The sequence below is a fragment of the Rhizobium leguminosarum bv. viciae USDA 2370 genome (assembly GCF_002008365.1).
In the GTDB taxonomy this organism is placed as follows: domain Bacteria; phylum Pseudomonadota; class Alphaproteobacteria; order Rhizobiales; family Rhizobiaceae; genus Rhizobium; species Rhizobium leguminosarum.
Map to the genome: position 1 here is coordinate 111,632 of NZ_MRDL01000046.1, position 18,029 is coordinate 129,660.

Genomic DNA, 18,029 nt, shown 5'->3' on the forward strand with positions numbered 1-18,029 from the left:
CCCGCACCTTCACCGCCGAGAATTTGGTGTAACTTGGACAACTGCCTGTCGCTCAAGCGCGTCTTGCTGCCACACCTCTCCAACCTGGCGAGCACGTCCGACAGGAAGTTCCGTTGCCACGGAGTGAGTGTTGCCTGGGCGAGCGCAGTTCGAATGCTGCCTTTGAGATGTTCCGTCTCGAACAGAACGAGTACCGCGCCACCCGGCTTCGAGTTTGAGGTGCCCCGCATTTTAGTGAGACGGCTCCGCGCGTCGGGTCGATCTCTTATAGTGAACCCAAATGGCCGCGATGACCCCTATCATGACGATGCCATACCAGCTTAGCAAAAGCGCAATCATCCATCGATGCTGGCCGACAAGAGCGAAAATCGCTGCGACAATGGCAACGTGGGCTATGAGAAGTCCAATCGAAATGAATAGCACCGAGCACAACCCTTGTTAGTGTTTTCATTCTAAACAAAACAACCAACGCCTCCAAGACGAACCTGCGTTCAGCATGAAAGCTGGTAAATGGGCGGTGAAAGTGAATGTTTCGCCGAGTCCCTGTTCCGATCCAACCAGAAACTGCCGCACTGGAGGTTGAAATCTCATCAGAATCTCATCATTAGGGCATCCAGCCATCGGCCATCATCGCAACAAAGGCCGATGCAGCTTAGGGCGCTCCGATGTCAAATCGTAGAGCGCCCGCTCCTTTCCTACGGTATACCTTCACGCCTGGTCACGTCAGGTAACCAATCGTCAATTACGGATTCCGAATATACGCGTATGGTGCTCTTTGGGGATTGCGATCCCTGCCTGGGGCGGTCGAGAACATGGACTGGGACGCAACCTCTGCATTCGCACCCGTCGGGCTGGCTCTGCGCGGCCAGTCAGTTCACAGGATAGTCCGCACCCTCGGCGACGCGGCATATATGCTGCTCAAGGACTGGCCCACCGATGACGGCGAAGAATACGTCACTGCGGTGAAGGCTTGCGTCGACGCGATCAGCGGTAAGATCGCTCCAGAGCAATTTCGGGTCGCATTCCTGCGTGCGGCCGATGAGGCGGGTATCACAGCTCTAACCGTCGTCCAGCAGCCAGTGCCCGTGCGGAGACCAGTCGCGTCGGCGCGTTCCTAGGCAGGTCCTCATTTCAAACTAATACTCGTCTGTCAGCGTATCGTTGCCCTTGCGAAATCGTGCCGCGGGCCTGCCCCAGGCAAACGAGCTTTGGCAATCATAGCTTTGCAGGGCCCTTCAAAGTCCTCGCGAATAAAAAAGTCACACTCCGGCCGAAGGCAGCCCGGACGATCCCAGCCGCCTCACCCCGAGCTGTGCTTGGCCGAGGAGAGCTATGCAAACATGTTGGGGCCGATCTCCCCGCTAACCTCGATGATCACATCTGCGGGAACATGGTTCCTCCCGGCGGCGGCGAGAATGGCTTCAGTGTTGGGCGCCTCGTAAAGGCAGTAAGTCTTTTTCCGGTCCGCGCTGAGAAAGGAAAAAATCCACTTCACTCCTTCCTGGTCGTTGATCAGGTTGATTTGCTCGACCCCTTCTTTCGATAAATCGAGTTGCTCTGCGAAGTTTCTTTCAATGATGTAGCGTGGCATGACGAGACCTTCTTCCCACTAAAAGCAGCGAACTGCTGGTCCTAATGAATCGTTGGCTTCAGTCGCTGTTGCAGCCGGACCATTCCCAGTTCGGCCGCGGTTGACCGGGCATGCTCGAATAGAGACATTGCTCTCTTTATTGCGGCCCGGCTACCAATTTTCATTAGGAAGTCCGCATAATCTGCCTGTGTGTGCGCGAGCCACGGCCGCGAGCCGATGGCCGAGTTCATCTCGAGCGCGTGCTCAAAGTGCTTCGGCGCTCTGTCGAATTCACCCAGCGCGGCGGCCAACACTCCCAAATAGCGGCTTGCCGCGCCGAAGCAGACGGTTGCCATACCTATTGTGACGGTCATCTCCTTGTAGTCGAGCATAAGCTCATAGAGGGTCTGAGCAGCATCCGCGTCGCCGAGACCGGCGGCGACTTCCGTCAGGAACGAGAGAGACGCGCTTCGTTTACCGTCAATCGGAAGAGCGAAGCGGGTGCGGGCGAGCTCGCTCAGCCTCCGCTGGGCCGCTTCCCGATAGCCCAGATCAAAGGCGACCAACGCAAAGCCTGGTAACCACGTGACTTCCTCCGGATTCTCCTCGATCAACAATTTCATGATCGGTGCGACCTCCGACAGGCGGCTCTGCTCCCGCCGGATCGCGAACATCTGCATTCCATAGACGCCCTCGGCCGCCTCGCCAAGAGTACGCATGCCCAGCATCAGAGCTTCGTCAGCAAGCGCCTCTGCGGCGGTGAATCGTCCATCGAGGATAGCCATCATCGCTCTTGCGATACGAGCGTAGAACTGGATGTTGAGATGCTGCCGCTTGGTCCCAAGTTCGTCTAGTGCGTCAACCGCCCGATCGGCTCGGGCGCGATCGCCGAGCTCGGTAGAGACGTACGCCTCAACTGAAAGCGCACGGCTTTTCACATCGTCGTCGTCTATCTCATCCGCGAGGCGTCTTATTTCATCTACGCGAGCGAGCCGGTCGTTTCTCTCCCTGACGGACTTAACCGGTGCCGGTGTTAGGAATGGCAGAGCGGAGAGCTCCACTAACGCAGTTTTATCTCCGACCCGTCGGGCTAGTTCGATTCCCTCTACAACGTATTTTGCGGCGTTATTGCTGTCGCTCAGGTAGGTGTATCCCCGCGCAAGGCGGCTGAGAAGCTGGCACCGGGAACTCTCATCTGCTGGTTGAACCATCGTCAGGGCTTCCTTGAGAAGCGGCACGGTTTCGGCAAGCGAGTTCGAGGAGAGGAATTTGGAGCCGTCGAGACCGATGACTGCGCGAACAAAGGCCTGCGTGTCGGCCCCTTCGCGTGCCAATTGCGCAGCCAGCCTGTATTGCGCCAGCGAATCCGTCATCCGGCCAGCAGCAAAAAGGGCGTCCCCGAGCCTGAGGATCGCGGCGAGGAGATTCGTTCGCCGGACAGGTCCCTTGGGTATTCGCTCTGCGATCGCCAGGGCATTCTGGAAATGGTCGACCGCCTCATAGTTGGCTGACCTTGCAAGGGCACGTTCTCCAGCCCTCATCCAGAAGGGAAACGCGAGCTCAGTCCGCTGCGCTTTCTCGTAGTGCTGGGCGATGAGCTCGGGTTGGGTGGCAGTGACGTCGTCATACTGGTCGACGAGAACCCGTGCGATCTCCTCGTGGAAATGTCGACGGCGGCGGTTTAGAAGTGATTGATAGGCTGCATCCTGAATGAGCGCGTGGCGAAAAACCAGAGCATCCTGCAAGACGCCGTCTTCAACGACGATCTGGCTGGACTCAAGCTGATTCAGCGCCTTCTCGAGCGTTCGATCGTCGACGCCTGCGACCTTTGAGAGAAGGCCCCGATCAAATTCCCTGCCTATCACGGCGGCAATTTGCGCAATCTCCTTGGTCGTCTTCGCTAAACGGTCGAGACGTGTCATCAGCGAGCCCTGCAGACTGTCCGGGATCTCAGCGTTGAGCGACGACGCCTTTCCGCTCTCCACGACAGAGCGTGTGAGCTCCTCGATGAACAGCGGCACGCCGTCGGTTCGCTCCGCGATCCTTTCGGCAAGCTGTTCGGGAATGTCGGATACCATTGATTCGATGAGTTCGTGCATTTGCTGCCTGGTCAGGCGCCCGATGGAGAGCGTCGTCGCCTGCGCCAGTCCGCTCGCCCAATCCGCTCTCCATTCCGGGCGATGGGTCACGACGACTAGGGCTGCGATGCCATGAAGCCGGCTGACGAATTCCCGCAGCACTTCGCTGGTGGATGGGTCGATCCAATGCGCATCTTCGAAGACCAGGAGCACCGGTGCGATCTTGGCCGCAAGCAGCAAACGATTAGCCAATGTCCGGACGAGAAGTTCCTTGCGTTGGTGCGCGGAGAGATCCGGCGGTCTGAACTCGTCGCCCAAGTCGAGCGACAGCAGCTCAGCATAGATCGCGCCAACTTCGGAGGGACTTTCGCCATAGCGGCGAACTAGGGCGCGAAACTTTTCGAGACGAATGCACCGGTCATCTGCCGGGTCGAACGAAGCGACCCGGCTCAGTCGCTCGACAATCGGGTAGAAGGCCGAGGTCGCGTGATAGGGTGAACACTGCAATCGAATGAGTTCATGTTGCGTCCCTTGCAGGCGCTCTTCAAAAGCTTCGACAAGGCGCGATTTCCCGATGCCAGCCTCTCCCGACAGAAAGACCGCTTGGCCCTGCCCCGACTTCGCCAACTCCCACCGTTCGAGCAGAAGGCCGATCTCACTAACGCGGCCGACAAATTTCGAAAGTCCGCTGGCATGCGCGGCTTCGAAACGGCTATCCACCGCTCGCTGACCTCGGACTTCGAACATCGCAATGGGTGAGACGAAGCCTTTGAGGTCCTGCCCGCCGAGGCTCCGGATATCGAACGACTGCCCGGCGAGGCGGCGGGTGGTGTCTGAGACCACGATCTGGCCAGGGGCGGCTGCGCCCTGCAGGCGTGCTGCCAGGTTTGGAGTGTCTCCCGCGATCGATGCACGCTCCTTCGCGCTGCCGTCGGTGTCGCCAACGACCACGTGCCCGGATGCGATGCCGATGCGAGCCTTCAATTGCTGCGCGTTCGGAGACTGCAGGGCGTCGACGGCGGCCATTGCTTCGAGGCCGGCCCGGATTGAACGCTCAGCATGATCCTCGTAAGCCATAGGCCATCCGAAATAGGCAAGCACGCCATCTCCGAGATATTTGGCGACGTAGCCTCCGAACCGCGTAACTGCGCTGGCAACGCTATCCTGGTAACGACGTATCAACTCGTGCATGTCTTCAGGATCGAGCTGCGCAGACAGCGCTGTCGATCCGACCAAATCGCAGAAGAGCACGCTGAGCAGTCGCCGGTCAGCCGCAGCTTCGGACGCGGTTTCGGAAGCGGCTGAAGCAGGGGGCTGTTCGGCTAGGCGTGGCTGCGCAAGTCCATTGATAGCAGCTAGAATAATCTTCCGGTGACCAAGCGAGACACCGAGCTCCTGGAGGTCGGATTCCGCGAGATGAGGAAGCGCCCGAAGATCAACGTCATTCTTGACGAAGGCTTCAGCGTACTGGCCGAGACCGAGTTGACGGAGCCAATCCTCAATCGTCTGCATCGACGTCCATTCCGCTTGCGCCTCCGGAATTCATCAGCCTGAATTCATCAGCGACATCGGCGGCTCAATCTTATATTGCGCGCGGAGGCCGTGGGACACTGCCGTGTCGATGCCAAGCCCACCATAGAACGCCTGTAGGGGCGGTTTCGTCGGGTCGCCGACCGCGTCGCCATCGATGAAATCGTTCGCAGCCCTAGCCGAACTGGGGCCGAGGCGCAACGTGATGTAGTAAGCTTGCAGTGTCGCTCAGTCCGCTGCCGCGACACTAAGACGTAGAAATGGTTAGCTTTGTATGGGCTGCCTTGGCTATTTTCCCGGATTGGGGATACTAAAATCCATGCAACAATAAATCAATTAGCTCTTAAGTAATATGACTAGATAATCCGGGTTATACAATAGGGGAACTTTCCGACCGACCAGAGCCGCGCAAGTCCTTGGGGTCCGACGTTAGACTCGATGCACCACTTTACGGACTGATCGAACCATAACTTGGATCAAATTTCAATGGAATGACCTAGGCGAACGACGAGCGTCTGTTCATGAGCGCTCGTTGAGATTACCACGACGGGCGTCTCGTTCTGGTTTCGGGATCCAACCACGGGTAGCCCCCTCTGCTAAGGAATGAGTGCGCGACCGCTAGTTGGCTTCTCTCCTGCAAAAGCGGTTCGATCGTGGCGCGCGAATCGCCGTCGTGCCAGGAGAGTGCCACATCGACGGCGTCCAACTGCTCCGAGGTAGTATGTTGTATCGGTGCAATGTTTTCGACCTTCCGAGATGCTCCTTGGCGAGCGTCGATGAACATGCTCATTCAATTGGACGCTCAAAATCGCACCCGTCTTGCCGGGCGTAGGAAGCGAGGGGTAGCCATTGCCTATTGACCTTAGGTCGTCCCACGCCAAAGCATCACGATTTCGATTTCCGCCAGCCCGACGCCCACGCTTCAAATTCCGAGCAGAACCACCGCTCTCCATACTTGGGGCTGATCTTCGTCTCTGCGTAGCGTCGCTGCCCCGGCACATGGAAGATGCGCTCGCCGGTGGCGATGCTGACATTGCCCTTGATTTTGCACGATTGTCCCGAGCCGCCTGAGACGCTCCATGAGGCCAGCAAGTCGCTCGCGGTCCAGCCGCCGGCTGCACCAAACGCGAGGGCGCCGATGAATAAGCCCGGCGCCTTGAACAGCACCGATTTCTTCTGCTGATTGCGATAAGCCGGACGCATGCCCCCAATCTCCGCCATTTCGCGCGAAATATCGTAGCCGCGTTCGCGTATGGCGAACATTTATCAAAAAGGGGTATCTCGCCCATTCCGACCTGCGGGCCTAGCCTTGAAATTTAGATTCTGCTGCGTCTTAACCGCTTGGAACGAAAAGGAATTGCCAGAAACTCAATGATGGTTGCGAGCTCCGTTCGGCCCTCACGGCTCGCGCCAAAGACTTTACCGAACGATCACGCACCCCTGGGCGTAGAGCCGTTGCTGCTGTATTTCGAAATCCTGATCAATGGTGCTGACCCGGGCATAACCGATTTTCGTCATGTGTCACCTCAAGCTTTAGGCATGAGGCTACATGATCTCGAGGAAGATGGCGATGTAGGGGACGGCATGCGCAAGAGAATGGAATTTCGCCCAAGCGCCACGGTAGCGGATTTGGATGAGGGATCTCTGGAATGTCGATCTTGCTGAGAAGTTTGTCGCTGTTGGCTGGAATAACATTGGCGGCGCCTGCCTCTAGCAGTTGTTTGAGCGCTAAAGAAACCAAACAGGGCGTGCTGCTTACCAGAGAAGTACCTTTCTATTCCGTGTTCTACAAGCCGGACGGTCCGGGTCTCACCGAACAACGGCTGATGGAGCGTAACCATTCACTGCAGCCGGTGTCGGCTGTATATTTGCACCCCTTGCTCGTCGAAAAGAGGGTTAGTGCCAGCGGGACGCATGAGCTGAAATACGCGAATGCGATTGCGTTAGAGGATCTACCAAAGAAGAAGAACTGGCAATCCGAGACGACACTGTTCATTAATGGCCAAAAATCCGTTTCGGGCGCTACTGTTATTAGGTTCGACGGCTGGGGAGAGGAAACTATTGCATCTTGTTCTTACAAAGTTTGGGCCATCAACAGCCGTCTCGAACTGACGGAATTGCCTCCGATTATTTTTGAACAATACTATTCCCCCGAGCTTCGTCTCGTTCTTCGTTCGGTAAGGCTGAGCCCCTCCAACAAGCCGTTGAGCGAGGTTCGATTTGATCGGTTCCAAATTGGCTGGGGCAACTGATTGATCGTGAGGTACGTGTTACTGGCGGCCGACGCTTATCGGGCGTCGGTGATTTTCATCCAATGCTTTGAACCTCGGTCTTGCCGCATATTTCAAGGCCAAAGCTGCTATTGACCGAGTTCCGGAAATACGTGGGATTCCCTTTGCCCGCGAGGGCAGCTCATCTAGGCCAAGTACCTGAGTTTGGTTGCGGGGGAGGAATTGAACCTGCGGCCTGGTTATGAGGCGCCCGCCACTTCCGGCCGGAACGTTCAGAACGCGCCAGAATGGGCGCAAGGGCTGTAAAGCAAAAAGGGCGCTCGACCCTTGCGGGGAGCGCCCTTATCCTGTCGGACAACGAACAATTCGACGACGTCGATACCGCGCGCATCCATTTTTCAGGCAGGGCAGGTATATGGACCCTTTCCGCCGGGGTTTCAAGAGGCGGTTCTGCACGACAATTGACCCCAAAACAGGATGATTTTAGGCCGGGTCCGTCCAAAATCTGAATCCTGTTCTAAATTAAAGAGTTAGAGCATGAAGTCGTCCGAAAACCGCTCACACTTTTCGCCATCATGCTCTAGTCGATCAAGAGGCGACCCCGGTGAGCGGATTGACCACAGGTCGTTCGCTTTTGTCCCTGACGCCAGCCGGCTGCACCGCCGGCGGCGCCATCGATTCTGCGTCTGCGGGCTCCGGCTTGTCGGGAACGGCGCCGACATCTTTGGGGCGCCGTTGCTCGGGCTTTACGTTTTGATCATTCGTCGACATTGTCAGTCTCCTTTCCAGCAAGAAGTCACGGCCATCGACATGGTTCCGACGATGGTATGGAGGATTACCGATGCTTGACAGGTTTCTATCGCAGGGGCCTCAGGATGCGCGCTTCACGATCCTTCTGGCGCATGGTGCCGGCGCGCCGATGGATTCGGCATCGATGACAGCAGCGGCAAATGCGCTCGCCGACGCCGGCTTCCGTGTGGCCCGTTTCGAATTCGCCTATATGGCCGCCCGCCGCACCTCGGAAGGCCGCAAGCCGCCGCCGCGGGCCGAAACGCTCAATCCCGAATACGAGGCGGCCATTGCCGAGCTCGGCGCCAGCGGCCCGCTTATCATTGGCGGCAAGTCGATGGGCGGCCGGGTTGCCAGCATGATCGCCGACGATCTTCATCGTCGGGGAAAGATTGCCGGCCTGCTCTGCCTCGGCTATCCCTTCCATCCGCCCGGCCAGCCGGAGAAACTGCGCACCGGCCATCTCACCGGGCTGACGACGCCCGCGCTGATCTGCCAGGGAACACGCGACGAATTCGGCACGCGGGACGAGGTGCCGGGTTACGATCTGTCCGACAGAATCGAGATCCTCTGGCTCCAGGATGGCGACCACGACCTCAAGCCGCGCAAGACGATCTCCGGTTTCTCCAGTGCCGATCACCTCGCCACGATGGCGAAGGCGGTGAAGGCATGGGCCGAACGATTGCCGGTTTGAGCATCACCATTCCCGGCGCCGGCAGGCGCCGTCGTCAGGCAGCAAGCTTCCTGACATCGATGCGCCGGTCAGTGGCGGAAACGGTGATTTCGAAGTGGTCGGCCTGCACCACGTCGCGAATATTGCGCGGGCGGTGGGCGACGATGGCCACTCCGCCTTTCAGCCGGACACTGTCATAGAGGATACCGGCGCCGCCGCTCGAGCGCACCTCTTCCCCCAGCACTTGCGACGCCGCATAGCTGGTGCCGTCATAGACATGGGGCCGCAGCCTCTCTTCGCCGCGAATGTCGAGGTAATCACCAATCAGGTTGGCCGAATAGCTTCGATAGGTGCGCGCCATCGTCGCGACGCCGCGCGCGAGCGCTTCGCGCCTGAGATGATGGCCAACTTCGGCGGCGGCTGTGCGGAGATCGTCGGCTGCATACCAGGCACCGAGATCAGGGCCGTTGAAGCGCATTCCTCCCGGCGCAACATGCAGGAATGCCGCCATGACAATACTGGCATTGGCAACGCCATAAACCCATTGGTCCTCGGGAAGCCGTTGGATGCGGTCGGCGACGAGCCGGTCGTTGGTCCAGCCGACGAGCTCCATCACGGCTTCGAGATCGGCCACCCGCGTCACCGTCTCAAAAAGTCCGATAGGCGGAAATTGCGAGGGGATCAGCCGGTACGATGGACGCGGCGCCTGGGCAAAACGATCCCTCACCGGAAGACGATGTCCGTATCTTCGTAAGGCGTGAAGGCTTCGTCGAGCATATTTGGCTGCATGTAGAGACCACCGCGCGCGCCATCGAGAAAGCGGCGTACAGTCATCAACCCGTCCTGGGTCCCGTTCGTCAGAATATCAAGCGGCGGATGCCCGCTGAAAAGGAGCGCCTGATGCGGAGTGCGCAGCCAGGCGACGCCGGCGCGTTCATCCGAAAAAAGCACGCCGAGTGCCTGATGGATGCCGAGCACGGCCGAGATGCGGGTCAGCGTATCGACATCGAGCGTGAAAGCGCCGTGCTCGCGCGCCTGTTTGGCCCAATTGTGGTAGGTCGACCTAGAGGGATAACCGAGCACGAGCAGACGCTGCTCTTCCGTCAGCCCCCAGAGATCGGCGATCGCCAGAAAGGTTCGCAGGGCCGGGGCGCTCAGCCTCTTGCGGTTTGCCGGAGCAAACCGCTCGGTTTCCAGCCGCTGTGGCCGCTGGCCTTCTCGTTGCTCCCGTCGCGCATGTTGCATAAGGGCCTCCTGTCTTGAATTAGACATAGTCCAAATCTGGGCACTCAACAAGCGAATTTAAAGAGCTGGTTCTGCTGACCACCGATTTAGCCGTCACCATAATCCAGGCAGCAGCCGGTACCGGACCTTGCGGCGGTATTCGTCATAACCCGGCAGGTCTCTTGTCAGATGCTTCTCCTCGTCCAGCAGCCGCGCAGCAATTCCGGCAAAGGCAGGGACGAATTTCACTGTCGCTTCCGTCGCCCAGATCCTTCTTCTGATCCTGGTCCGACCTCCGCTACTTCAGGAAACCTCACCTGCCGCCTCTCGGATAGTCTGCATCAGGATCGATTGCGGCAGCGACGGCACGGCATCGGCGCGCATCGTCAACCCGACCGGCCCCTTGGTCTCGCCGGTATCGATCGGCAGAAGCGCCAGCCGCCCGTCGGCGACATCGTTGGCCACCACGCCGTTGGAAATGATCCAGATCGCATCGCTTGCCCTGAGGAAAGCGCGGCCGAAGGAATCCGACACCGTCTCGATCTGGTTCGGCAGGCTGGAGACGCCGTTGACGATGAGGAAATTTTCGACCACCGGCCGGATGATCGACCCCCGCGTCGGCATCAGCACCGTATAGTTGCCGAAGCCGGCAAACAGCGATTGCCGGCCGTCGAGCAGCGGATGGCCGGCGCGCACGGCAAACACCACCTGCTCGGAATAAAGATGTTCGAAGGAAAAGCCCGCCATCTTCTCGGCGCCTGCCAGACGTCCGACGACGATATCGAGATCGCCGACGCGAAGCTGTTCCAGCAGTACCGCGTTCTCACCAGTGACGATCTTCACCCGGCTCCAGGTCTTCTCCTTGAGGAAGAGTTCCATCGCCCGCGGCATGATGCGCGATGACACCGTCGGCAGTGCGCCGATACGAATCGGCGGCGCATCGGCGAACTGCTCCTGCGAAACGGAATCGAGACCCTGGCGCAGCGCGGTCAGCGCAGCGCCAGCGTGCCGCAGGAAGACCTCGCCGTACCGGGTGATCTTGATGCCGCGGCCATCGCGCTCGAAAACATCGACACCCAGCACCTGTTCCAGTTCGCGGATCGTCTTGGTGACTGCCGGCTGGCTGACATGCAGCAATTCGGCGGCCTTCATGACGCTCTTCTGCCGCGCCACCTCGACAAAGGTTTGCAGATGGCGGAACTTGACCCGGCTGTCGATCATCGTTCGCATAACTCCAAGGTTATCGAAACGCCAATAAATATCATTTTACTTAACCGGATCAACCAGTCAATTTCACCATTCAGGAGGAGAGTGACGTGCAATTCGCCCGCATAAACGACGTGACGATCCACTATCAGGTCATCAGCGCCCCCGCCGACAGGCCAGTGATCATCTTTACCAATTCGCTCGGAACGGACTTCCGCATCTGGCGCGACGTCGTGGTACGGCTTGCCGGTGAATTTGCCATCGTGCTTTACGACAAGCGCGGCCACGGCCTTTCCGATGTCGGCCAGCTCCCCTCATCGATCGAGGATCATGCGACGGATCTCGCCGGCCTTCTCGATCTGCTGTCGGTCAAGGATGCCGTCATCTGCGGCCTCTCCGTCGGCGGCCTCATCGCCCAGTCGCTCTATCACCGCCGACCCGACCTGGTCGGCGCACTGATCCTTTGCGATACCGCCCACAAGATCGGCACTTCAGAGAGCTGGAACGCCCGCATCGCCGCCGTCGAGAAAAACGGTATCGGCAGCATTGTCGACGCCATCATGGAACGCTGGTTCACACCCGCCTTCCGCCGGCCCGAGAACACCGCCTATGCCGGCTATTGCAACATGCTGACGCGCCAGCCCGTCGAGGGTTATGTCGCCGCTTGCGCCGCGATCCGCGATGCCGACTTTACCGAAATCGCAAAGACGATCACCGTGCCGACGATCTGCATCGTTGGCGACCAGGATGGCTCGACGCCGCCCGATCTCGTGCTTTCGACCGCGAAGCTGATATCAGGCGCTCGCTACGAAGTGATCCGCGATTGCGCGCACATTCCCTGCGTTGAGCAGCCGGAGGCGCTGACGGCGATCATCCGCGCCTTCCTCACATCCATTCCGCCTGGAGAAGTCCGCCCATGAATGAGACCGCGTCCTCCTCCGAACGTTATCGCCAGGGCATGGCGACCCGCCGCGCCGTGCTTGGCGACGCCCATGTCGACCGCGCCGCCGCCACATCGACGGAGTTCGACCGCCCCTTCCAGGAACTGATCACCGAAGCTGCCTGGGGCCATGTCTGGTCGCGCCCGGCGCTGACGAAGCGCGAGCGCTCGATCATCACGATCGCTCTGCTCGCGGCCCTCGGCCAGGACGACGAGGTCGCCATGCATGTGCGCGCCACCGCCAATACGGGGGCAACCCGCGAGGATATTTGCGAGGCGCTGCTGCATGTTGCAATCTATGCCGGCGTTCCCGCCGCCAATCACGCGATCAAGATCGCAAAGCAGGCTTTTGAACAGATGGACGCCGAAAAGGCGGCCTGAGGGAGAAAAATGTCCGAACGACCGAACCGCAAGCCCGAGACCGGCGGCTTCTTCGCCCGCGACCGCGCCTGGCATGCGCCAGCGCTGACCCCCGGCTACAAGACCTCGGTGCTGCGCGCGCCGCAGCGCGCGCTGCTCTCTCTCGACGGCACGATTTCCGAGACCACCGGTCCGGTCTTCGGCCATGCGATGATCGGCGAACTCGACAACGACCTGATCCTGAACTACGCGCAGCCCGGCGAAAGTGCGATCGGCGAACGCATCATCGTCCATGGCCGCGTGCTCGATGAGCGCGCCAGGCCGGTTGCAGGCGCCTTGGTCGAGTTCTGGCAGGCCAATGCCGGCGGCCGCTATCGCCACAAGAAGGAAACCTATCTGGCGGCGATCGACCCGAATTTCGGCGGCTGCGGCCGCGCCATCACCGACGAGGACGGCCGCTACCATTTCCGCACCATCCGCCCCGGCGCCTATCCCTGGCCGAACGGCATCAACGACTGGCGTCCCGCCCATATCCATTTTTCGATCTTCGGGCATGGCTTTGCCCAACGCTTGATCACCCAGATGTATTTCGAAGGCGATCCGATGATCTGGAAATGTCCGATCGTCGGCACGATCCCCGACAAGGCGGCGATCGAGCAACTGATCGCGCCGCTCGACTGGGGCAACACCATTCCAATGGATTCACGTGCCTATAAATTCGATATCGTGCTGCGCGGCCGTCGCTCGACGATGTTCGAAAACAGACTGGAGGGCAACTGACCATGCAGCAGCTGGGCTACCTCAAGGAAACCCCGTCGCAGACGGCCGGTCCCTATGTCCATATCGGCCTGACGCCGAATTTCTGCGACATAACGGGCGTCTACGACACCGATCTCGGCATCGAGATGGTCAACGACAAGACGCTCGGCGAGCGTATCACCGTCACCGGCCGGATCTTCGACGGCGCCGGGGCGCTGGTGCGCGATGCGGTCATCGAGATCTGGCAGGCCGACAGCGCCGGCCTCTACAACAGCCCGTCGGAAATGCGCGGCGCCGCCGACCCCAATTTCACCGGCTGGGGCCGCTGCCCGACCCGCGCTGAGGACGGCGTCTACAGCTTCGAGACCGTCAAGCCCGGCCGCGTTCCCTTCAAGGACGGTCGCAAAATGGCCCCGCACATCACCTTCTGGATCGTCGCCCGCGGCATCAATATCGGCCTGCACACACGCATGTATTTCCCGGAGGAGACGGAGGCCAACGCCGCCGATCCGCTGCTTTCCCGCATCGAACATCGCGAGCGCGTCGCAACAATGATCGCCACGCGCGACGGCGCGACCTGTCATTTCGACATCTATCTGCAGGGTCCGAAGGAAACGGTGTTTCTGGATATCTGAGGGCCAGCCGCGCAAGTCGCTTGTTCACAGGGCTCTGTGTAGGTAGCGTCCCCCTCACCCTACCCTCTCCCCGAGGGGAGAGGTGGCGGCAGCCGGATGAGGGGGCCGCCACCACAAACCGAGACGCTCATGACCGCATCGCCCTTCGACCACCCCTTCCTCTCCGGCCTGCTCGGCGACGATGAAATCGCGCCCTATTTCTCCGCCGCGGCGGATATCCGAGCCATGCTCTCCTTCGAGGCCGCGCTCGCCAAGGCGCAAGCCGCTCATGGCCTGATCCCTGCCGAAGCGGCAAGGCGTATCACTGACACCTGCGCTGCCTTCTCAGCCGATGTGCCCAGTCTTCGATCGGCGACGGCAAGGGACGGTGTCGTCGTTCCCGACCTCATCAAGCAGCTGCGCGCTGATGTCGGCGAGGAGGCGGCAAAAAGCCTGCATCTCGGCGCGACCAGCCAGGATGTCATCGATACCAGCCTGATGATCCGCCTGAAGGCCGTCGTCTTCCTGTTTGCCGGCCGGCTTTCCACTATTGCCGCAGGACTCGATGCGCTCGACCGCCTGTTCGGCCGGAACCAGCTGATGGGTCATACCCGCATGCAGGCGGCGATCCCGATCACCGTCGCCGATCGCCTCAATGCGTGGCGCGCACCGTTGACGACCTATCGCGACCGCCTGACCGAGCAGAGCTTTCCCGTCCAGTTCGGTGGTGCGGCCGGCACACTGGACAAGCTCGGATCGCACGCCTCCGCAATCCGCGCTTCGCTGGCCCAGGAACTCGGCCTCACGGACGCACACCAATGGCAGAGCGGGCGTCTGCCGATCGCCGATATTGCCGGCCTGTTCGCGTCGATATCGGGCAGTCTCGGCAAGATGGGGCAGGATATCGCGCTGCTTGCCCAGGCCGGCGATGAGATCGAAATCTCGGGCGGCGGCACCTCGTCGGCGATGGCGCACAAGCAGAACCCCGTTTCGGCCGAAGTCCTCGTCTCGCTCGCCCGCTTCAACGCCACTGTTCTATCAGGCATCCACCAGTCCCTCGTCCACGAACAGGAACGCTCCGGTGCTGCCTGGACGCTCGAATGGCTGCTCCTGCCGCAAATGACGATGGCAACCGCCGCCAGCCTGCGGCTCGCCGGGGAGCTTGCAGGAAATATCAAGAGGCTTGGAAGGGCCTGATCCAGCACCTTTGCATGTAGTGCCGGAAACCGGTTATGCAGAGTGCAACGAAATCAGGAGCAGCCTTGTGACCTTTCCCCTCTTCGACCTCTCCGGCCGCCGCGCCCTCGTCACCGGCTCCAGTCAGGGCATCGGCCGCGCATTGGCGGTCGGGCTTGCCGAGCATGGCGCTTCGATCATCATCAACGGCCGCAACGCGCAGAAGGCGGAAGCCGCCGCCGAGGATATCCGTCGCAGCCATCGCCATGCCGTCAGCGCCGCCTTCGACGTCACCGATGCCGAGGCCAGCCGCACCGCCATCACCTATATCGAGGCGGAGATCGGCCCGATCGACATCCTCGTCAACAATGCCGGCATGCAGTTTCGCACACCGCTGGAGAACTTCCCGGTCGATAAATGGGACGAGATCTTCAAGACCAACGTCTCCAGCCTATTCTATGTCAGCCAGCCGGTCGCCCAGGCAATGATCTCACGCGGCCGCGGCAAGATCATCAACATCGCCTCCGTCCAGGCCGAACTCGCCCGTCCCGGCATCGCGCCCTATACCGCCACCAAGGGCGCGGTGAAGAACCTCATGCGCGGCATGGCGACCGACTGGGCGAAATACGGCCTGCAGATCAATGCGATCGCGCCCGGCTATTTCCGCACCCCACTCAACCAGGCGCTGGTCGATGATCCCAAGTTTTCCGGCTGGCTGGAAAACCGCACACCGGCCGGCCGCTGGGGCGAGGTCAAGGAGCTTGTCGGCGCTGCCGTCTTCCTGGCCTCGGATGCCTCCTCCTTCGTCAACGGCCACATGCTGACCGTCGATGGCGGCATCACCGCCTCGCTCTAGAACAGGATGATTTTAGGCCGGATCGGCCTAAATCTGAATCCTGTTCTATATTATATGGTTAGAGCATGATGTCGTCCGAAAACCGCTCACACTTTTCGGCATCATGCTCTGAATTCGCATCATCCGAGTTTGGCGATGGCACGCAGGTTATCGGCCGTCGTTGTCGGGAATTCGAAGAATTCGAGATAGGCGGGGATCTGTTCGAACAACATGTCCGTCCCAACCTGAAATACACAGCCGCGCGCCCGCACGGCCTCGAGAAAAGGGGTTATCTCCTTCGTCATCACGACTTCGCCGACGAAGGTCGATGGGGAGATGCGGTCGATATCGATTGGCAGCGGGTCACCCCGTCGCATTCCGAGAGGCGTCGCGTTGACGACAATGTCGAAACCTGTCGGATCGGCGGAGCCGACCGTCACTTCAAGATGCGGATAGTATTTCTTCAGCCTGTCCAGCAGCGCGGTCGCCGTCGTCTCGTTGGCGTCGAAGATCGCAAGATGGGCGACGCCCGCCTGTGCCAACGACGCCGCGATCGCCGAGCCGACGCCGCCGGCACCAGCGATGAGCGCACGGGCTCCTTCAACCTTTTTGCCCTTGCGCAACACGCCTCGAACGAAGCCCTCGCCATCGAACATGTCACCGATCAGCCTGCCGTCCGAACCGAGACGCACTGCATTGCACGAGCCGGCGACTTTTGCGTTGGTCGAGGTTTCGTCGAGCAGCGCCATCGTCGAAATCTTGTGCGGCATCGTGATGAGAGCGCCGTGGATATTGGATAGCCGGAACAGAAGCTTCAGAAACGCCGGATAGTCCTCCGGCCTGCAGCCCATCGGCACGACGACGGCATCAATTCCGGTCTTCTGAAAGTAAGGATTGTAGATCAGCGGCGCCTTGAAGGACTCCGTCGGATAGCCGAGGTGAGCGATGAGTTTGGTCGTCCCGGTGATCATGTGGTCAGACTTTCTGGGGATCGGAAGAGGCGCTGGCCTTGGCGAGGTGGATCATCTGCCCCGAGCGCGCCGATCTCTTGATCGCTTCGACGACCCTGAGAGTCGCAAGGCCCTCCCGGCCACTCACTAGAGGCGTGGCATCACCACGGATAACGTCGCAAAAATGTCTGAGCTGAACGCAAAGGGGATCGGCTGCTGCGTAGTGCACCCGCTCCTGGGCAAGCTGCTCCAGCCAATCGGGCCTCGAAGGGCTCGTCCACAGTGTCAGATCAGGAATTCCGAGCGAGCCCTTGGTGCCGCCGATCTGGTAGCAGAATTGATCGTAACGGGGAAAAGCAGGGTTCTCCCCGGTGGTCATCTCCCAGCTGCAGGGCGCCGCCACGGCATCACTGCCGTTGAGAGTGGCAAGCACCCCGCTTTCGAAACGCAGCGTCACGACAGCCGTATCCTCGACAGCATGGTTCCGCACGGCGTGGGATTCCATCGCATGGACGGCTTCGACCTCGCCGAAGAAATATCGGAAGAGATCGACATCGTGGATCAGGTTGACGAAGATAGGGCCGGCGCCCGCTTCGCGCCGCCAGGGGATGTCGAAATACTCGTCGGGCTTGGCGACCCAGAACGTGCCGTGCACCGTGATGATCCGGCCAAGCCTTCCGCCGTCGACGATCTGCTTGACCGCCTGGATCATCGGATTGTGGCGCCTGTGATGGCCGACCAGCACCGGTATGCCTGCCTTCTCGCCGGCGGCAACCAGCGCCCCTGCAGCATCGACATCGTCGGCGATCGGTTTCTCGATCAGAACAGGGATGCCGGCAGCGATGATCTCCGTTCCGTTCCCAACGTGGAGCTGGTTCGGTGTTGCCACGATGACGCCGTGAGGCCTGTCCTCGACGCGGATGTCTAGGAAGCTCCGGCACCATCGGGCGCCGACATTCTCGGCAAAGTCGCGACCGGCGGCAGAAGGATCAATCACCGCCGAGAGAACGGTTCCGGGCTCTGAGATAATTCGCTCGACGTGGCGCCTGCCGATGAGGCCGGCTCCCATGACTGCAATCTCTAGCGGCTTCATT

At 60.2% G+C, this 18,029-nt stretch carries 19 protein-coding genes; 9 read left to right on the top strand and 10 right to left on the bottom strand.

All coding sequences use genetic code 11. The features are described 5' to 3' along the window. Nucleotides 1–812: 812 nt before the first annotated feature. On the top strand, nucleotides 813–1,118 hold the full coding sequence (locus tag BS629_RS22540) for a DUF982 domain-containing protein (protein WP_018246315.1): 306 nt from the start codon (nucleotides 813–815) through the stop codon (nucleotides 1,116–1,118). Nucleotides 1,119–1,330: 212 nt separating this feature from the next. Here the strand turns inward: BS629_RS22540 and BS629_RS22545 are convergent, their stop codons facing one another. From BS629_RS22545 to BS629_RS22565, 3 genes are all read right to left on the bottom strand, one after another. Further along, complete coding sequence (locus tag BS629_RS22545; RefSeq protein ID WP_018246314.1) at nucleotides 1,331–1,591, bottom strand: DUF4242 domain-containing protein; 261 nt, start codon at nucleotides 1,589–1,591, stop codon at nucleotides 1,331–1,333. A 41-nt stretch (nucleotides 1,592–1,632) separates the two neighbouring features. Beyond that, nucleotides 1,633–5,160, bottom strand: coding sequence for an ATP-binding protein (locus BS629_RS22550; protein ID WP_018246313.1), 3,528 nt, complete (start codon nucleotides 5,158–5,160; stop codon nucleotides 1,633–1,635). 903 nt (nucleotides 5,161–6,063) lie between these two features. Further along, nucleotides 6,064–6,441, bottom strand: a complete 378-nt coding sequence (locus BS629_RS22565) for a sunset domain-containing protein (protein WP_018246311.1) — start codon at nucleotides 6,439–6,441, stop codon at nucleotides 6,064–6,066. Nucleotides 6,442–6,827: 386 nt separating this feature from the next. Here BS629_RS22565 and BS629_RS22575 point away from each other — a divergent pair, with 386 nt between their 5' ends. Beyond that, nucleotides 6,828–7,430, top strand: coding sequence for a hypothetical protein (locus BS629_RS22575; RefSeq protein ID WP_018246309.1), 603 nt, complete (start codon nucleotides 6,828–6,830; stop codon nucleotides 7,428–7,430). A 567-nt stretch (nucleotides 7,431–7,997) separates the two neighbouring features. On the opposite strand, the gene BS629_RS22580 is transcribed toward BS629_RS22575, so the two are convergent. Further along, a complete protein-coding gene (locus tag BS629_RS22580; protein ID WP_018246308.1) occupies nucleotides 7,998–8,180 on the bottom strand; it encodes a hypothetical protein in 183 nt (60 codons plus the stop codon). A 70-nt stretch (nucleotides 8,181–8,250) separates the two neighbouring features. On the opposite strand from BS629_RS22580, the gene BS629_RS22585 reads away from it, so the two are divergent. Then, complete coding sequence (locus tag BS629_RS22585) at nucleotides 8,251–8,892, top strand: alpha/beta hydrolase family protein (protein WP_018246307.1); 642 nt, start codon at nucleotides 8,251–8,253, stop codon at nucleotides 8,890–8,892. A 34-nt stretch (nucleotides 8,893–8,926) separates the two neighbouring features. Here BS629_RS22585 and BS629_RS22590 read toward each other — a convergent pair whose 3' ends face one another. The 4 genes from BS629_RS22590 to pcaQ all read right to left on the bottom strand — a co-directional run bounded on the left by BS629_RS22590 (nucleotide 8,927) and on the right by pcaQ (nucleotide 11,316). After that, entirely contained in the window at nucleotides 8,927–9,598 is a 672-nt protein-coding gene (locus tag BS629_RS22590) for an RES family NAD+ phosphorylase (RefSeq protein WP_018246306.1), read from the bottom strand. Further along, nucleotides 9,595–10,116: an MbcA/ParS/Xre antitoxin family protein gene (locus tag BS629_RS22595; protein WP_018246305.1), complete on the bottom strand. Its 522-nt coding sequence runs from the start codon at nucleotides 10,114–10,116 to the stop codon at nucleotides 9,595–9,597. The genes BS629_RS22590 and BS629_RS22595 overlap by 4 nt, the downstream gene beginning before the upstream one ends. Nucleotides 10,117–10,209: 93 nt before the next feature. Beyond that, on the bottom strand, nucleotides 10,210–10,344 hold the full coding sequence (locus tag BS629_RS39955; protein ID WP_018246304.1) for a hypothetical protein: 135 nt from the start codon (nucleotides 10,342–10,344) through the stop codon (nucleotides 10,210–10,212). Nucleotides 10,345–10,398: 54 nt separating this feature from the next. Continuing rightward, nucleotides 10,399–11,316: a pca operon transcription factor PcaQ gene (gene pcaQ, locus BS629_RS22600; RefSeq protein WP_018246303.1), complete on the bottom strand. Its 918-nt coding sequence runs from the start codon at nucleotides 11,314–11,316 to the stop codon at nucleotides 10,399–10,401. Between the two features lie 95 nt (nucleotides 11,317–11,411). On the opposite strand from pcaQ, the gene pcaD reads away from it, so the two are divergent. The 6 genes from pcaD to BS629_RS22630 all read left to right on the top strand — a co-directional run bounded on the left by pcaD (nucleotide 11,412) and on the right by BS629_RS22630 (nucleotide 16,006). Further along, nucleotides 11,412–12,221 (top strand): 3-oxoadipate enol-lactonase, encoded by an 810-nt coding sequence (gene pcaD / locus BS629_RS22605; RefSeq protein ID WP_018246302.1) that lies wholly within the window; start codon nucleotides 11,412–11,414, stop codon nucleotides 12,219–12,221. Next, nucleotides 12,218–12,622, top strand: coding sequence for a 4-carboxymuconolactone decarboxylase (pcaC, locus tag BS629_RS22610; RefSeq protein ID WP_018246301.1), 405 nt, complete (start codon nucleotides 12,218–12,220; stop codon nucleotides 12,620–12,622). The genes pcaD and pcaC overlap by 4 nt, the downstream gene beginning before the upstream one ends. Nucleotides 12,623–12,631: 9 nt before the next feature. Beyond that, the gene (gene pcaH, locus BS629_RS22615; RefSeq protein ID WP_018246300.1) at nucleotides 12,632–13,381 is read left to right on the top strand and encodes a protocatechuate 3,4-dioxygenase subunit beta; all 750 of its coding nucleotides are present in this window, start codon (nucleotides 12,632–12,634) and stop codon (nucleotides 13,379–13,381) included. A 2-nt stretch (nucleotides 13,382–13,383) separates the two neighbouring features. Continuing rightward, nucleotides 13,384–13,995 (top strand): protocatechuate 3,4-dioxygenase subunit alpha, encoded by a 612-nt coding sequence (gene pcaG, locus BS629_RS22620; protein WP_018246299.1) that lies wholly within the window; start codon nucleotides 13,384–13,386, stop codon nucleotides 13,993–13,995. A 129-nt stretch (nucleotides 13,996–14,124) separates the two neighbouring features. Beyond that, a complete protein-coding gene (locus BS629_RS22625; RefSeq protein ID WP_018246298.1) occupies nucleotides 14,125–15,171 on the top strand; it encodes a 3-carboxy-cis,cis-muconate cycloisomerase in 1,047 nt (348 codons plus the stop codon). Between the two features lie 67 nt (nucleotides 15,172–15,238). Continuing rightward, on the top strand, nucleotides 15,239–16,006 hold the full coding sequence (locus BS629_RS22630) for an SDR family oxidoreductase (RefSeq protein WP_077988522.1): 768 nt from the start codon (nucleotides 15,239–15,241) through the stop codon (nucleotides 16,004–16,006). A 119-nt stretch (nucleotides 16,007–16,125) separates the two neighbouring features. Here BS629_RS22630 and BS629_RS22635 read toward each other — a convergent pair whose 3' ends face one another. Next, complete coding sequence (locus BS629_RS22635) at nucleotides 16,126–16,956, bottom strand: shikimate dehydrogenase family protein (RefSeq protein ID WP_018246296.1); 831 nt, start codon at nucleotides 16,954–16,956, stop codon at nucleotides 16,126–16,128. A gap of 4 nt (nucleotides 16,957–16,960) precedes the next feature. Beyond that, nucleotides 16,961–18,028 carry a Gfo/Idh/MocA family protein gene (locus BS629_RS22640; RefSeq protein WP_077988512.1) on the bottom strand — a complete coding sequence of 356 codons (1,068 nt, stop codon included), beginning with the start codon at nucleotides 18,026–18,028 and terminating at the stop codon, nucleotides 16,961–16,963. Nucleotide 18,029: the final 1 nt, after the last annotated feature.

Coding starts and splice junctions, on each gene's coding strand:
- BS629_RS22540 (WP_018246315.1), top strand. CDS start 813: ATGGACTGGGACGCAACCTCTGCATTCGCACCCGTCGGGCTGGCTCTG.
- BS629_RS22545 (WP_018246314.1), bottom strand. CDS start 1,591: ATGCCACGCTACATCATTGAAAGAAACTTCGCAGAGCAACTCGATTTA.
- BS629_RS22550 (WP_018246313.1), bottom strand. CDS start 5,160: ATGCAGACGATTGAGGATTGGCTCCGTCAACTCGGTCTCGGCCAGTAC.
- BS629_RS22565 (WP_018246311.1), bottom strand. CDS start 6,441: ATGTTCGCCATACGCGAACGCGGCTACGATATTTCGCGCGAAATGGCG.
- BS629_RS22575 (WP_018246309.1), top strand. CDS start 6,828: ATGTCGATCTTGCTGAGAAGTTTGTCGCTGTTGGCTGGAATAACATTG.
- BS629_RS22580 (WP_018246308.1), bottom strand. CDS start 8,180: ATGTCGACGAATGATCAAAACGTAAAGCCCGAGCAACGGCGCCCCAAA.
- BS629_RS22585 (WP_018246307.1), top strand. CDS start 8,251: ATGCTTGACAGGTTTCTATCGCAGGGGCCTCAGGATGCGCGCTTCACG.
- BS629_RS22595 (WP_018246305.1), bottom strand. CDS start 10,116: ATGCAACATGCGCGACGGGAGCAACGAGAAGGCCAGCGGCCACAGCGG.
- pcaQ (WP_018246303.1), bottom strand. CDS start 11,316: ATGATCGACAGCCGGGTCAAGTTCCGCCATCTGCAAACCTTTGTCGAG.
- pcaC (WP_018246301.1), top strand. CDS start 12,218: ATGAATGAGACCGCGTCCTCCTCCGAACGTTATCGCCAGGGCATGGCG.
- pcaH (WP_018246300.1), top strand. CDS start 12,632: ATGTCCGAACGACCGAACCGCAAGCCCGAGACCGGCGGCTTCTTCGCC.
- pcaG (WP_018246299.1), top strand. CDS start 13,384: ATGCAGCAGCTGGGCTACCTCAAGGAAACCCCGTCGCAGACGGCCGGT.
- BS629_RS22625 (WP_018246298.1), top strand. CDS start 14,125: ATGACCGCATCGCCCTTCGACCACCCCTTCCTCTCCGGCCTGCTCGGC.
- BS629_RS22635 (WP_018246296.1), bottom strand. CDS start 16,956: ATGATCACCGGGACGACCAAACTCATCGCTCACCTCGGCTATCCGACG.
- BS629_RS22640 (WP_077988512.1), bottom strand. CDS start 18,028: ATGAAGCCGCTAGAGATTGCAGTCATGGGAGCCGGCCTCATCGGCAGG.